The organism is Paludibacterium sp. B53371 (assembly GCF_018802765.1).
GTDB lineage: Bacteria > Pseudomonadota > Gammaproteobacteria > Burkholderiales > Chromobacteriaceae > Paludibacterium.
Genome location: NZ_CP069163.1, coordinates 2,283,880 through 2,297,046, shown reverse-complemented (window position 1 = coordinate 2,297,046; position 13,167 = coordinate 2,283,880). Strand labels below are relative to the sequence as shown.

Annotated in this window: 15 protein-coding genes; 9 read left to right on the top strand and 6 right to left on the bottom strand. The window is 63.2% G+C overall.

Features of this window, described 5'->3' with window-relative positions; all coding sequences use genetic code 11:
- Nucleotides 1-356: 356 nt before the first annotated feature.
- The 7 genes from pcnB to JNO51_RS10990 all read left to right on the top strand — a co-directional run bounded on the left by pcnB (nucleotide 357) and on the right by JNO51_RS10990 (nucleotide 6,788).
- Nucleotides 357-1,724 carry a polynucleotide adenylyltransferase PcnB gene (gene pcnB / locus JNO51_RS11020; RefSeq protein WP_215777022.1) on the top strand — a complete coding sequence of 456 codons (1,368 nt, stop codon included), beginning with the start codon at nucleotides 357-359 and terminating at the stop codon, nucleotides 1,722-1,724.
- Nucleotides 1,721-2,224 carry a 2-amino-4-hydroxy-6-hydroxymethyldihydropteridine diphosphokinase gene (gene folK, locus JNO51_RS11015; RefSeq protein WP_215777019.1) on the top strand — a complete coding sequence of 168 codons (504 nt, stop codon included), beginning with the start codon at nucleotides 1,721-1,723 and terminating at the stop codon, nucleotides 2,222-2,224. Before pcnB ends, folK begins: the two co-directional genes overlap by 4 nt.
- A complete protein-coding gene (locus JNO51_RS11010; RefSeq protein WP_215777016.1) occupies nucleotides 2,221-2,847 on the top strand; it encodes a deoxynucleoside kinase in 627 nt (208 codons plus the stop codon). Before folK ends, JNO51_RS11010 begins: the two co-directional genes overlap by 4 nt.
- Before the next feature lie 26 nt (nucleotides 2,848-2,873).
- A complete protein-coding gene (gene panB, locus JNO51_RS11005) occupies nucleotides 2,874-3,665 on the top strand; it encodes a 3-methyl-2-oxobutanoate hydroxymethyltransferase (RefSeq protein WP_215777013.1) in 792 nt (263 codons plus the stop codon).
- A 16-nt stretch (nucleotides 3,666-3,681) separates the two neighbouring features.
- Nucleotides 3,682-4,518 (top strand): pantoate--beta-alanine ligase, encoded by an 837-nt coding sequence (gene panC, locus JNO51_RS11000; RefSeq protein WP_215777010.1) that lies wholly within the window; start codon nucleotides 3,682-3,684, stop codon nucleotides 4,516-4,518.
- Between the two features lie 11 nt (nucleotides 4,519-4,529).
- Complete coding sequence (panD, locus tag JNO51_RS10995) at nucleotides 4,530-4,910, top strand: aspartate 1-decarboxylase (protein ID WP_215777008.1); 381 nt, start codon at nucleotides 4,530-4,532, stop codon at nucleotides 4,908-4,910.
- 126 nt (nucleotides 4,911-5,036) lie between these two features.
- The gene (locus JNO51_RS10990) at nucleotides 5,037-6,788 is read left to right on the top strand and encodes a ricin-type beta-trefoil lectin domain protein (protein WP_215777006.1); all 1,752 of its coding nucleotides are present in this window, start codon (nucleotides 5,037-5,039) and stop codon (nucleotides 6,786-6,788) included.
- A gap of 19 nt (nucleotides 6,789-6,807) precedes the next feature.
- On the opposite strand, the gene JNO51_RS10985 is transcribed toward JNO51_RS10990, so the two are convergent.
- Entirely contained in the window at nucleotides 6,808-7,275 is a 468-nt protein-coding gene (locus JNO51_RS10985) for a MarR family winged helix-turn-helix transcriptional regulator (RefSeq protein ID WP_215777003.1), read from the bottom strand.
- Between the two features lie 111 nt (nucleotides 7,276-7,386).
- On the opposite strand from JNO51_RS10985, the gene JNO51_RS10980 reads away from it, so the two are divergent.
- Nucleotides 7,387-7,845, top strand: coding sequence for a GFA family protein (locus JNO51_RS10980; protein ID WP_252346064.1), 459 nt, complete (start codon nucleotides 7,387-7,389; stop codon nucleotides 7,843-7,845).
- 16 nt (nucleotides 7,846-7,861) lie between these two features.
- On the opposite strand, the gene rraA is transcribed toward JNO51_RS10980, so the two are convergent.
- Nucleotides 7,862-8,341 carry a ribonuclease E activity regulator RraA gene (rraA, locus tag JNO51_RS10975; RefSeq protein ID WP_215777001.1) on the bottom strand — a complete coding sequence of 160 codons (480 nt, stop codon included), beginning with the start codon at nucleotides 8,339-8,341 and terminating at the stop codon, nucleotides 7,862-7,864.
- Between the two features lie 2 nt (nucleotides 8,342-8,343).
- Nucleotides 8,344-9,060 (bottom strand): type 1 glutamine amidotransferase, encoded by a 717-nt coding sequence (locus JNO51_RS10970; protein WP_215776998.1) that lies wholly within the window; start codon nucleotides 9,058-9,060, stop codon nucleotides 8,344-8,346.
- A gap of 258 nt (nucleotides 9,061-9,318) precedes the next feature.
- Between JNO51_RS10970 and JNO51_RS10965 the strand changes: the two genes are divergently transcribed.
- Nucleotides 9,319-10,140 carry an aminoglycoside phosphotransferase family protein gene (locus tag JNO51_RS10965; protein ID WP_215776996.1) on the top strand — a complete coding sequence of 274 codons (822 nt, stop codon included), beginning with the start codon at nucleotides 9,319-9,321 and terminating at the stop codon, nucleotides 10,138-10,140.
- Between the two features lie 46 nt (nucleotides 10,141-10,186).
- On the opposite strand, the gene JNO51_RS10960 is transcribed toward JNO51_RS10965, so the two are convergent.
- The 3 genes from JNO51_RS10960 to rsxB form a co-directional block, all read right to left on the bottom strand.
- Complete coding sequence (locus tag JNO51_RS10960) at nucleotides 10,187-11,680, bottom strand: DegQ family serine endoprotease (RefSeq protein WP_215776994.1); 1,494 nt, start codon at nucleotides 11,678-11,680, stop codon at nucleotides 10,187-10,189.
- Between the two features lie 119 nt (nucleotides 11,681-11,799).
- The gene (gene nth / locus JNO51_RS10955) at nucleotides 11,800-12,432 is read right to left on the bottom strand and encodes an endonuclease III (RefSeq protein WP_215776991.1); all 633 of its coding nucleotides are present in this window, start codon (nucleotides 12,430-12,432) and stop codon (nucleotides 11,800-11,802) included.
- Nucleotides 12,429-13,115, bottom strand: a complete 687-nt coding sequence (gene rsxB / locus JNO51_RS10950) for an electron transport complex subunit RsxB (protein WP_215776989.1) — start codon at nucleotides 13,113-13,115, stop codon at nucleotides 12,429-12,431. The genes nth and rsxB overlap by 4 nt, the downstream gene beginning before the upstream one ends.
- Nucleotides 13,116-13,167 lie beyond the last annotated feature (52 nt).

Below are 13,167 nucleotides of genomic sequence, written 5' to 3'. Positions count from 1 at the left end.
GATTTTCAAGCGCCCTGCAAGTTGTCGATTAACTCGGCGCCGGCCCCGGTCAGGAGGCCAAAACTACATGTGTGTCATGCAAAACGGCGGGATAACCGCCCAAAACAAAACCCGCTTTGCCATGACGCGAAGCGGGTGTTGATCCGTTTCAGACGCTTTAGCTGGCATTTTTACCGCGCCCGCAAGCTGTTTCAAATCGGCGCTGTTCCATCATCCGACGGCAGCATCTTACTGTCAAGCCCGGAAATGGAGATCGGATAAAGACAAAACGGGTATTTATTCGGATCGGAATCAGGCTATAATCCGGCACTTGAGATTGACGCCCCGGCGCATCCACCCAACAAAACCTATCCCTCATGATCCGCAAGCTTTTCCGAAAAATGCTCGAACTGCCCGCAGGCCTGGGCAAAGGTCGGGCCCGCCCGCGTGTGATTCCGCTGGCGCAGCATGGCGTTCGCCGCGAGCAAATCAGTCGCGCTGCGCTCAAGGTCACCACACGTCTGCAGGAAGACGGCTATGCCGCCTTCGTGGTCGGCGGGGCCGTGCGCGATCTGCTGCTCGGCGTCGTCCCGAAAGACTTTGACGTCGCGACCAATGCCACGCCCGAGCAGGTCCATCATTGTTTCCGTCGTTCCCGCATCATCGGCCGCCGCTTCCGCATCGTGCACGTGATGATGGGGCCGGAAACCATCGAGGTGACCACCTTCCGCGGCGGCAGCATCAACGACACCAATGAAACCGGCCGCATCATGGCCGACAACAGCTACGGCAGCCAGGAAGAGGACGCGCACCGGCGCGACTTCACCGTCAATGCCCTGTTCTATGATCCGTCGACCGAAACCATCATCGACTACCAGCACGGCGTCAAGGACCTCAAGGCCCGCAAGCTGGTGATGATCGGCCAGCCGGCCAAGCGTTATCAGGAAGATCCGGTACGCATGCTGCGCGCCGTGCGTCTCGCCGCCAAGCTGGGGTTCGAGATCGACGAGCACACGCAAAAGCCGATCCGTTCGCATGCCCACCTGCTCAAGCGCGAACCGGCCGCCCGTCTGTTCGACGAAATGCTCAAGCTGCTGATGTCGGGACATGCCTATGCCTGTCTGATGAAATTGCGTGACGAAGGACTGTCCCACGGGGCCTTCCCGCTGCTGGACGCCGTACTCGGCGACGAGAGCGATGATCACCGCTTCCTCAAGCTGGCCCTGGCCAGCACCGATGCCCGCATTCGTGAAGACAAGCCGATCTCGGTCGGTTTCCTGCTGGCCACACTGCTGTGGCGTCAGGTGAATCAGCGCTGGCAGTCGCTGCAGGAACGCGGCGAGCGTGCCTTGCCGGCGCTGCTGCATGCCATCGGCGAGGTGGAAGGCGAGCAGGATGAAGCCCTGGCGATTCCACGGCGCTACAGCGTGACCATGCGTGAGATCTGGACCCTGCAGTCGCGCTTCGACAGCCGCATCGGCCAGCGTCCCTATCGCTTCCTCGAACAACCGCGCTTCCGTGCCGCCTATGACTTCCTGGCGCTGCGTGCGGAGGCCGGTGAAGTGCCGCGCAGTCTGGTGACCTGGTGGTCCGAGTTCCAGCACGGTGATGCCGAAGAACGTGAAGCGCTGATGAACGAAGCCAAGGTCGGTGATACTGCCGAAGCCCGTGCACCGCGAAAGCGTCGTCCGCGCCGTCGCCGCAAACCCGGTGCCGGCGGGGGCACGCCGGAGAGCGATGCATGACGCGTGCCTTTGTCGCGCTGGGGAGCAATCTGCAGGACCCGGCACAACAGATCAGGGCCGCCTTTGCGGCCCTTGCCTTGTTGCCGGCGACCCGGCTGTTGCAGACCTCCGCACTGTATCGTACCGCACCGGTCGGCTACCTCGACCAGCCTGATTTCATCAATGCCGTCGCTGAACTCGACACCGAACTGACCCCGCTTGACCTGCTGCATGCCCTGCTGGACATCGAGGCCGGCTTCGGTCGGGTTCGCAGCTTCCGCAACGCACCACGCATCCTGGATCTGGATCTGCTGTGGATGGCCGGCACTACCCTCGAGACGACCGAGCTGACCCTGCCGCATCCGCGCATGCATGAACGTGCCTTCGTCCTGCTGCCGCTGGCGGAACTGGCGGCCGATTTGTCGCTGGGCGCCCATGGTCTGGTCGGCGAACTGGCGGCACGCCTTGTGCCGGAGGGCATTGAACGCCTGCCGGCCGACGACAACGAGAGACCTGAATGAATACCAAACGCTACGTGGTGGTGGAAGGCCCGATCGGTGCCGGCAAATCAACGCTGGCCCGACGCCTGGCCGATCACTGGGGCATGCAGCTGGTGGCCGAGCGTCCGGAGGAAAACCCCTTCCTGCCGCGCTTCTACAGCCAGTTCCAGCACCATGCCCTGTCGGCGCAGCTCAGCTTCATGCTGGCGCGGCGTGAAATCGCGGCCCAGATGCAGCATGGCGAACTGATGAATCAGCCGCGGGTGGCCGACTTCATGTTCGAGCGCGATGACCTGTTTGCCGGCATCAATCTGGATCGCGACGAGCTGGCGCTGTACCGCCGTCTGGCGGCCGCCCTGCAGGTCGAACATCCGGTACCCGATCTGGTGATCTATCTCGAGGCCTCGCCGGACACACTGAACAGCCGGCTGGCGGCACGCGAGCAGGCCAGCTTCCCCGATGGCTACATCAAGCGAGTGCATGAGGCCTATAGCCAGTTCTTCTATGACTACGAGGCGGCACCGCTGTTGATCGTCAATACCGACCACCTGAATCTGATTGATAATCAGGAAGATTTTGATTTATTGTTGCGCTGCATCAACGAGATGCGCGGACAACGCAGCTACTTCAATAAAAGCGTCTGAGTTCCGACGCCACGAGGATGATGGGCATGAAAATGACTGTGAGCACGTTGGGCAAGATGGCACAGGAAGGTCAGAAGATCGCCATGCTGACTTGCTACGACGCCAGCTTTGCCACCCTGCTGGATGAGGCCGGCGTCGATATTCTGTTGATCGGCGACTCGCTCGGCATGGTCGTGCAGGCCAACGATTCAACCCTGCCGGTGAGCCTGGACGACATGGTCTACCACACACGCTGTGTGGCGCGCGGTGCCAAGCGGGCCCTGATTCTGGCCGACCTGCCGTTCGGCAGCTACCAGGAATCGCCACAGCAGGCGTTTGCCAGCTCGGCACGGCTGATCCAGGCCGGCGCGCATATGGTCAAGCTGGAAGGCGGCGCCTTCATGGCGGAGACCACCCGCTTCCTGGTGGAGCGCGGTATTCCGGTGTGCTCGCACATCGGCCTGACGCCCCAGTTCGTCAATGCCTTTGGCGGTTATCGCGTCCAGGGCAAGAGCGAGTCCGATGCCGAGCGCATCCTGCACGATGCCACCTCCCTGGCCGAAGCGGGCGCCAGTCTGGTGCTGATGGAGTGTGTGCCGGCCGAACTGGCCGGCCGCATCAGCCAGGCCGTGCCCGTACCGACCATCGGTATCGGTGCCGGCGTCGACGTCGGGGGCCAGGTGCTGGTGCTGCATGACATGCTGGGCGTCTATCCGGGCAAGAAGGCCCGCTTCGTCAAGAATTTCCTCCAGGGGGCCGACAGCATTCAGGACGCTGTCGCCGCCTATGTGCGTGCGGTGAAAGATCAGAGTTTCCCGGCGCCCGAACATTGCTTCTGAAAGGACTGACATAAAAATGGAAATCATCCGCACGATCGCCGACATGCGCGCCTGGCGCAAGACGGCTGGCCGGGTGGCATTTGTTCCGACCATGGGTAATCTGCATGAAGGGCATCTGGCGCTGGTGAGCGAAGCACATCGCCAGGCGCCGAAAGTGGTGGTCAGCATCTTCGTCAACCGGCTGCAGTTCGGTCAGGGTGAGGATTTTGGTGCCTATCCGCGTACCTTCGAGGCCGATTGCCAGAAGCTGATCGACGCCGGCGTCGATGTGCTGTTTTTCCCCGATGAGCACGAGCTCTACCCGCGCGTGAAGCAGGACTTCAACGTCGAGCCGCCGCATATCCAGAATGAGCTGTGCGGGGCATTCCGTCCCGGGCATTTCCGTGGCGTGGCCACGGTGGTGACCAAGCTGTTCAATATCGTCAAGCCGGATGTCGCCTGCTTCGGCAAGAAGGACTTCCAGCAACTGCACGTGATCCGCGCCATGGTGGCGGATCTGGATGTGGACATCGAGATTGTCGGCGTCGATACCGGCCGTGCGGCGGACGGACTGGCGCTGTCCTCGCGCAATGGCTATCTGAGCGCGGAAGAACGTGCCGAGGCCCCGCGCCTGTATCGCAACCTGACACAAATCCGTGATCGCCTGCTGGCCGGCGACCATGACTATGCCGACATGGAATGCCGTGCCAGACAGGATCTGGAAGCCCATGGCTGGCAGGTCGACTATGTCGAGGTCCGTCAGGCCGATACCCTGGAAATTGCCCATGCCGGTGAGAAACACGTTGTGGTGCTGGTCGCTGCCCGCCTGGGCAAGACCCGCCTGATCGACAATATCGACGTGCGCCGCGCCTGAAGGAGAGCCCTATGCAACGTACCATGCTGAAATCCAAGCTGCACCGCGTCACCGCCACGCATTCCGAACTGCACTACATCGGATCCTGCGCCATTGACGAAAACCTGCTCGAAGCCGCCGACATCCGCGAATTCGAAGAGATCCAGATCTGGAATGTCACCAACGGCGAGCGCTTTGCCACTTACGCCATCAAGGCCGAGCGCGGCTCCGGCATCATTTCGGTCAATGGCTCGGCGGCGCGTCGTGCGGCGGTGGGCGACCTGCTGATCATCGCCACCTTTGCCCAGTACGAGGAGCATGAACTCGCCGGGCTGCGCCCGCGTCTGGTCTTTGTCGATGACAAGAACCAGATGACCGAGCTGCAGCACGCCATCCCGACCCAGCCAGCCTGAGGCTGACGGCCGATGACGACACCCCGCCCGATGGCGGGGTGTTTTTGTTTCCGGCCCCTGCCGCGCCAACTGGCCTGCGTGCGTCAGCTTGGCTAGCGTGAACGCTCTTCTTGTCAGGAGACGATCATGCGCTATTCCCGTTGTCTGCATACTGCCCCCTTGCTGTTCAGTACCTCGCTTATGGCGATGACGCCGGATGCCGCCGCCTTGCTGGCTGCGCTGGCCGGTCAGGCGGCCCGGCCGCTGACGCTGATGCCGGGTCAACCCTTTCCCCCCTTGCCGCAGCCCGGACAGGGGCCGCTGGTTTTCGATCAGCGGGTCGCGGGCCTTGCTGAGGCGGCGATGCTCACGCGCCGATGGCTGGGGCTGTCAGTGTCCTTGCCGCTTCTGCTGGTGTCGCGCCAGCCGGATGGCAGTCTGGCCGTGCTGGCCGGTCAGGCGGGCAGTGCGCCGCAGCTCGCCGCCGCCTGGCGCGAACAACAGCACTCGCCCCGGCGCATACGGCGCAGCCTCGGCCTCAGCCAGACGCTGACCGCACATACCCTGTCACTGACGCTGGTGCACGGTCCGCAGCCTTGTCCGCTGGCGCGGGATATCGGCAAGGGGTTTCTGGGGCGCATCAGTCTGGAGAATCCGCAAGATGCCTGCGAGGGCAGGGCGACATTCCAGACCCGTCTGCGTCTGGATCATTTTTCTTCCGACAGCCCGGGGGCACCGCCCGGCTGGCCGGCCGGCAAGTATCTGCGCCTGTCGCTGGGCGCCGGTGAGGCCGGGGGCAGCGGCTGGCATCTGTCCCCGCAGCAGCATCAGCAGTTGACGCTGGATCGTGGCCGGACCTTGCGGCACAGCTGGTTCGGGCCTTATGCCGGCCACTATGCCATCACGATCGAGCCGGATGGCCCTGCCCATCTGCAATTGCTGGAGCATGAGCCGAGAAATCAGGCGCGCGGGACCACGGTCGATATCAGCCGCAGTGCGACGCAGCAGCGGCAGCTCCAGGCCGGACTGTCCCTGCACGGCAGCAGTGCCGGCGTTTCCCTGGGGGAGAGCCGGCAGTCTGGCGAAACCCGCTCCACCACCCTGCGCTATCCATTGCAGGAGTATCGGGTGCTCAACCGAACGCGCGGCAATCTGCTGGACCTGCAATGGCAGCTGGGTCTGGACGAGCAGATGTTCCGCAGCGACGACGAGATCCGCGAGGGGGCGCTGCCGGTACGCAGCGAATTGTTCAGCGGGCTGTCTCATGCCAATTTCCTGCCCGGCATGCTGGCAACCTGGCAGGTGCCGGTGGACGAACAGGGCAGTACACGCTTTCAGATCCGCGCCGAGGCCAGGGTCATGGCGGCCCTGTCACGCATCACGCCCACGCAGATTGCCCACTATGCCAGCAGCCATGATCTGTCGCTGGCGACAACGGTCACCGTGGACTGGTCCGCACCGCTGTTCCGGCCTGAACTCCCCTTGCAGGTGCGTGCCTGGCGTCATGACGCCCAGTATTGTCTGACCTGGCACCGGGAAGGCGGGGAGGTGTCCGGGCGGGCTTGCGATCAGTCTTCCGGACAGGGGTGGGCACTGAATCGTCAGCGGCAACTGTATGCGGTGGCGCGACCGGTGCTTTGTCTGACCCTGGCCAGGGATGGCCGCTTGCGCAGCGAGCGCTGCCAGCCGGGGGGGCATTTCGAGTGGCGCTGGCAGGGCGAACATCAGGACCGGCTGGTCAATTTGTTGCAAGAGCAGGTGCTGAGCATCCGCGCCGAGAATCGCCAGGCCGGTGCGGCCCTTCTGGGGCTTGGCCGCCAGTGTGACGACCCGCTGCAGCCGGCTTGCGCCTGGCGAGCCTACCCGCTCACGCCGGCGAGCGGGGGCATCACGCCATAGTCAAACCTGGTCTGGGGGCTTAGTGGCGCCGCAAGATGCACTGAAGCAGTCGCCGCAAGGTGTCGGCATCCTGCTGGCCGAGTCCGGCCAGCAGGCGATTGTGAGCCTGGCAAATCCTCTCGAGCATCGCCGGGCACAGCGCGCGTCCGGCCTCGGTGAGTTCGAAGCGGAAAGACCGCCGGTCCTGCGGGTTTTGCGCGCGACGCAACAGTCCCTTGTGCTCGATACGGTACAGCAGCCGGGTCATGGCACCAGGGTCGTAATCCAGCAGCCGGCAGAAGCCGGCCGGCGTGTTTTCTTCGCCGCGGTAGAGCTGCATGATCACGGCCGATTGTGCCGCAGTCAGGCCCAGTGGCGCCAACTCCTCTTCCAGTATCTCGGTCAGTCGCCTTTTGGCGCCGAGGATGAGATAGCCCAATGCTTCGGAGGAGGGGACGCAGGTCAGGTCTTCCGGGGTGACCCGAAAGGGGGTGTCATTCCATGTCATGGACGGACAATATATTGCCCAGGCAACCATCGTCAAATGGTTTACTTGGCATTTCTCCATGCGACATGCATAGTAGGGACACCGTCACCGCCGTCGGCAAAGGAGTGCAGCATGCAGGATCAACTCACCGGAGGTTGTTTGTGCGGCTCGATTCGCTATGTGGTGCGAGGCGTCCCGGGCTACCTGACACACTGCCATTGCAAGACCTGCCGCAAGGCCAGCGGGGCCGCCTTTGTGTCCTGGTTTACCGTCCGGGTCTCGGAGGTGGAGTGGCGCGGCGAGGCGCAGGCGCTGTATCGGTCTTCGGCCGCGGTGGAGCGCGGCTTTTGCCGGCGTTGCGGCACCACGCTCAGTTATCGCCATGAATCCGATCCGGGTGAGGTGGATCTGACGCTGTGCTCGCTGGATCAGCCGCAGTGGCTGCAGCCAGAGCATCATACCTGGTGGGCTAGCCACCTGCCCTGGGCCGAGCCGGCACAACTGGGGGGGCTGCCCGTGCATGAACGTTCGGTGGAAGAGGGCAGCCAGCCCCATCCGCGCCGGCGTTCGCACCAGCTCGAATCCGGCTAGGCCCTGGGCGGGCAGGTCAGAGCAGGGCGTCGGCGCTGACGATGATCCCGTCCTCATCGGCATACAGCCAATGACCAGGCTGGAGTGTCACGCCGGCAAAACGCAAAGACAGATCCCGCTGACCTTCCCCGCGCTTGATCGATTTCATGGGGTGAGTATTCAGGGCACGAATCCCGAGCGGCAGTTTACCCAGCGCGACCGAATCCCGGATGGCGCCAAAGACCAGCACCCCGGCCCAGCCGTTTTGCACGGCCAGCTCGCCCAGCTGATCACCCAGCAGCGCACAGCGCAAAGAGCCGCCGCCGTCCACCACCAGAACGCGGCCCCGTCCCGGCTCGGAGAGTGTGCTGCGCACCAGGGCATTGTCCTCAAACAGCTTGAGCGTCACCATCTGGCCGCCAAAACGTGTCCGGCCGCCATAGGCGCGGAAGAGGGGCTCCAGCACCTGCACCTTGTCCGGCTGGGCATCGCACAAGTCCGTGGTCAGAAAATCCATGCTTACCCTTTCTGATAAAGTGCCTGACTCCAGCGTTGATAAATGGCATCGGCCATGCGGTTGGACAGGCCCACCTTGTCCGTCAGGTCCTGCTGCATGGCCTCGGCAGACTGCGCACAGGGCAAATGTGCCCATTGGGCCGGTTCGTGGCTGCTGCTGCGACACCAGGCGCGGATCTTGTCGGCGGTAATTTCGATATGGAATTGCATGCCCAGATGCGGCCCATGACGGAACATCTGGTGAGCGCAGTGTGCATTGCCCAGCAGGAGTTCTGCGCCTTCTGGCAGGCTCCAGCTCTCGTTATGCCACTGAAACACCTCTCCGAGCCGGAACATCCCGGTCCAGTCCGGATGCCGGTCGTCCAGTGCTTCCACCCGATGCCAGCCGATTTCCACCGGGGACGGTGCATTGGCCCGAATCTCGCCCCCCAGGGTGCGCGCAAGCAGCTGACTGCCCAGACAGTGCCCCAGAATCGGGATCTGATGCGCGATGGCTTCTTCCATCAGCAGCGTCTCGTATTCGATGAAGTCCAGCCGGTCATTGACACTCATCGGTCCGCCCAGCGACACCAGGGCAGAGAACGGCTGAATGGTGGTCGGCAAGGCCTCTCCCATATCGCCGCGAAACAGGACGACAGGCAAATGGCTGCGTCGGGCGAAATCAAGAAAGTAACCGGCACCGTCGTCGGGGTGATGTTGGAACAGGGCAATCGGTTTCATGTCGGATGGGTAGAATCAGCGATATGGCATCATAGCAGCAGCGCCTATAGCCATGCCAAGTGAGTTGCAGTTCGCACGTTCCACGAACCATCATGGTTTGCCATGCCACTTTGACGAGACAGTCTTTTTCTGCGTTGGCAGGAATTTTCTTGTGTCCTCCATAGTCCACTCTGCTATCAGCCACCGATAGAGGGGGGCTTGCCGTGCCATGCGGCACCCGTTTGTCCCGCCGGGCTTGTTCCATCACGAGGATGTTTCATGACTGCCGAGCAACAACCATCTGATCTGTTGGCGCGCTATATCGCGCATTGGCAACTGCGTCGCGACGCCGCCCCGTTTCATACCGCCAGCAGTGTCCTGCAGGCGGTACGCTGGCGCGGTCAGCCGGCGATGCTGAAGATTGCCCTGACCGAAGAGGAAATCCGCGGCAATCAGTGGATGGCCTGGCGTGACGGACGCGGTGCCGCGGCGGTGCTGGGGCTGCATGGGCCGGCCTTGCTGATGGCGCGCCTGTTGCCCGAGCCTTCGCTGCCGCTCATGTCACAACAGGGGCAGGATGATCAGGCGACCCGGGTGTTGTGTCGGGTGGCGCGCGAGTTGCATCGGCCTGGGGCAGAACCCTTGCCGGTCCTGATGCCCTTGTCGCAATGGTTCCAGGATTTGCTGCAGTATCAGGCCGGAGGGGAGGTCGCGTTGCGTCAGGCTGCCGGCCTGGCGGCTTCGCTGCTGAGCAGTCAGCAGGAGGTCACTTTGTTACACGGCGACCTGCACCACGGCAACGTCATGCAGGGGGTGGGGGGCTGGTGTGCCATCGATCCCAAGGGGCTGTATGGAGAGCGTGGTTTCGACTATGCCAATCTGTTTTGCAACCCCTGTCTGGACGTCGTGCTGCAGCCGGGAAGGCTGGAACGTCTGCTGGCCCTGGTCTGCGAGGAGGCCGGGCTGGTGCCTCAGCGGCTGTTGGGCTGGATTGCCGCCTGGAGCGGACTGTCAGTGCTGTGGCATCGGCAGGATGGCGGCGATGAACGGGCGGCCCGCCATGTACTGGAGCAGGCACTGTCCGCACTGCGGCTGGCCTGAAAAAAAGCCCGACCGTCTGGTCGGGCTTGTCCTGGCAGGCTGCAGATCAGTTCAGTTTCAGCGGTACATACAAGGTGTCGCTCATGCGGCGGACCAGCAACGCAATATTGCCGTGCGCACTGGACAGCGCCTGCTCGAAGCCCTTGATGGTGGTCACCTCGGTCTGGTTGACGCCGATGATGACATCTCCGCCCATCAGTCCCGAACGGGCCGCCAGCCCCTTGACCTTTTCCACCAGCAGACCGCCGCGCAGGCCGATCTGGGCCAGCTGTGCCGGCGGGATTTCGCTGACCACCAGCCCGAGCTTGCCGAACTGATAGCTCTGCGGCTGGTTCGGCTCGGTCGCCGGTTGCGCGGCCGTGTCATTGGAGAGCTCGCCCAGCGTGGCAAACAACTGCACTTCGCTGCCTTTGCGCCAGATGCGCAGCTTGACCTTGCTGCCGGGCTTCATGCTGCCCACGACCTGCGGCAGATCCTTCGAGCTGGTGATGGTCTTGTCATCCAGTTGCAGGATCACATCCCCCGGGTGGACACCGGCGCGGGCTGCCGGGCTTTGCGGCTCGACGCGAACGACCAGTGCTCCGCGAGGCTGTGACAGCCCAAAAGACTGCGCCAGCTCCTGCGTCATTTCCTGAATGCTGACCCCCAGCTGACCACGGCTGACCTTGCCCTTGACCTTGATTTGATCGGCGACATTCATCGCCAGATTGATCGGGATGGCAAAGGAGATCCCCATGAATCCGCCCGAACGGCTGTAAATCTGCGAGTTGATGCCGACGACTTCGCCGCGCAGGTTGAACAGCGGGCCGCCGGAGTTGCCCGGGTTGATGGCCACATCGGTCTGAATGAACGGGACATAGGTTTCATCCGGCAGGCTGCGGCCCTTGGCCGAGACAATGCCGGCGGTGACCGAGTTTTCGAAGCCGAACGGTGCGCCGATGGCCGCCACCCATTCGCCCGGCTTGAGCTGGTCCGGATCGCCCACTTTGACCACTGGCAGCGAGGAGGCGTCAATCTTGAGCAAGGCCACATCGGTGCGCTTGTCCAGGCCCACCAGTTTGGCCTTGAATTCGCGCTTGTCGGTCATCACCACCTTGATCGGGTTGCCACCCTGTACCACATGGGCATTGGTCATGATGTAGCCGTCCTGGCTGATGACAAAGCCCGAGCCAAACGAGATGCTGTCCGATGGCGCTTGCTGGTCCTGGCCTTCACTGCCCTGATCGTAGGGGTTGGGCATGAAGCGCTTGAAAAAGTCGAAGAAGGGGTCATCCTGCCCGCCGGCATCGGTGCTTTCCTCCTCGCCGGCCGGGCCATTGCGCACAGCCTGGATATTGACCACCGCCGGTCCGGCGCGCTCGACCAGCTGGGTGAAGTCTGGCAACAGCATGCCGATCTTGCCGTCCTGCTGTGCCGGAATGACCGCCGGGGCGGTCGGCGCAGGCGGTTCTTTGTGGAACCATTGTCGCACCTGATCACAGCCAGTCAGCAGAGTCAGCGTCAAGGCGGCGGTGCACAACAGACGAACACGGGCAGTCACAAGGCTATCCTTTAGGCTGATGGAGTCGATATGACCAGATTGTTATATTGGCTGAATTTCGGGGCCGAAAGACAGTTTTCAAGCAGGATTGTTCCGAAAACAGACCTGCCTGCGGGCTATCATACCGTTTTTGCAGAATATTCGCAGAGATCGGCGATCAGGCAGCGCTGGCACAGGGGTTTGCGTGCCTTGCAGACATAGCGTCCGTGCAGAATCAGCCAGTGATGGGCATCCAGGCGGTATTCTCTGGGCACTTTGCGCATCAGGCCGTCCTCGACGGCGCGGACATCCTTGCCCGGCGCGATGCCGGTGCGATTGGCCACGCGGAAGATATGCGTGTCGACTGCGATGGTTGGCTGGCCGAACGCGGTGTTGAGCACCACATTGGCCGTTTTGCGGCCCACGCCGGGCAAGGCTTCCAGCGCGGCACGCTGGTCCGGTACCTGGCCGCCGTGCTTCTCCAGCAGCAGGTGGCAGGTGGCCATGATATGGCGCGCCTTGCTGCGGAACAGCCCGATGGTCTGGATGTGCTCGATGACGCCGGCCTCGCCCAGCGCCAGCATGGCCTCGGGCGTCGGGGCCGCGGCAAACAGACCGACGGTGGCCTTGTTGACACTGACGTCGGTCGCCTGGGCCGACAGCAGTACCGCGATCAGCAATTCGAACGGGTTGCGGTAATTCAGCTCGGTGGTCGGCTTGGCCGTCTCGGCGGCGAAGCGGCGAAAGATCTCCAGACGTTTGGCGCTGTTCATGATTTGTCCCCGGCCTTGCGGGCCGCCTGCAGTTCGGCCGCTCGACGCATGGCGGCCGCAATCACGGCCTTTTTCTGCTCGTCGAGGGTGTTGGCCGCCACGGGCGCTGCCGGGGCGTCCGGGCTTGTCGCCGGCGCGGTCTGACGGGCGGCCAGCCGGGCTGCCTTCTCGGCCCGGTCGCGTGCCTGCCGGGCCTCTCTTTGCAGGTAGCGTTGCCGCGCATGCTGCGACTGGGCGGCGCTCAGTCCCATGGTCAGCGGTTGCAGCGGCACCATGCTGATGGCGTCGACCGGGCAGGGTGCCACACACAGTTCACAGCCGGTGCACTCGTCCCCGATCACGGTATGCATCTGCTTGGCAGCCCCCAGAATCGCATCGACCGGACAGGCCTGAATGCACAGGGTACAGCCGATACAGTTTTCTTCATCGATCACCGCCAGGGCACGCGGCCTGGGCTGGGGCGCATCCGGTGCAAAGCCGAGATAAGGCTTGCCGGTCAGTGCCGATAACCTGCGGATGCCTTCTTCGCCACCGGGCGGGCAGCGGTTGATGTCGGCCTCGCCGCGGGCAATGGCTTCTGCGTAGGGCCGGCAGCCTTGATAGGTGCATTGGCGGCACTGGGTTTGCGGCAGGATGGCATCAATGGCTTCTGCGCTGACGAGCGGGATGACGGGTCGGGACATGCGGCGGATGGCAGGCGGCTGAAAGGGCCTCATTATCCGATGATCTGCCGGT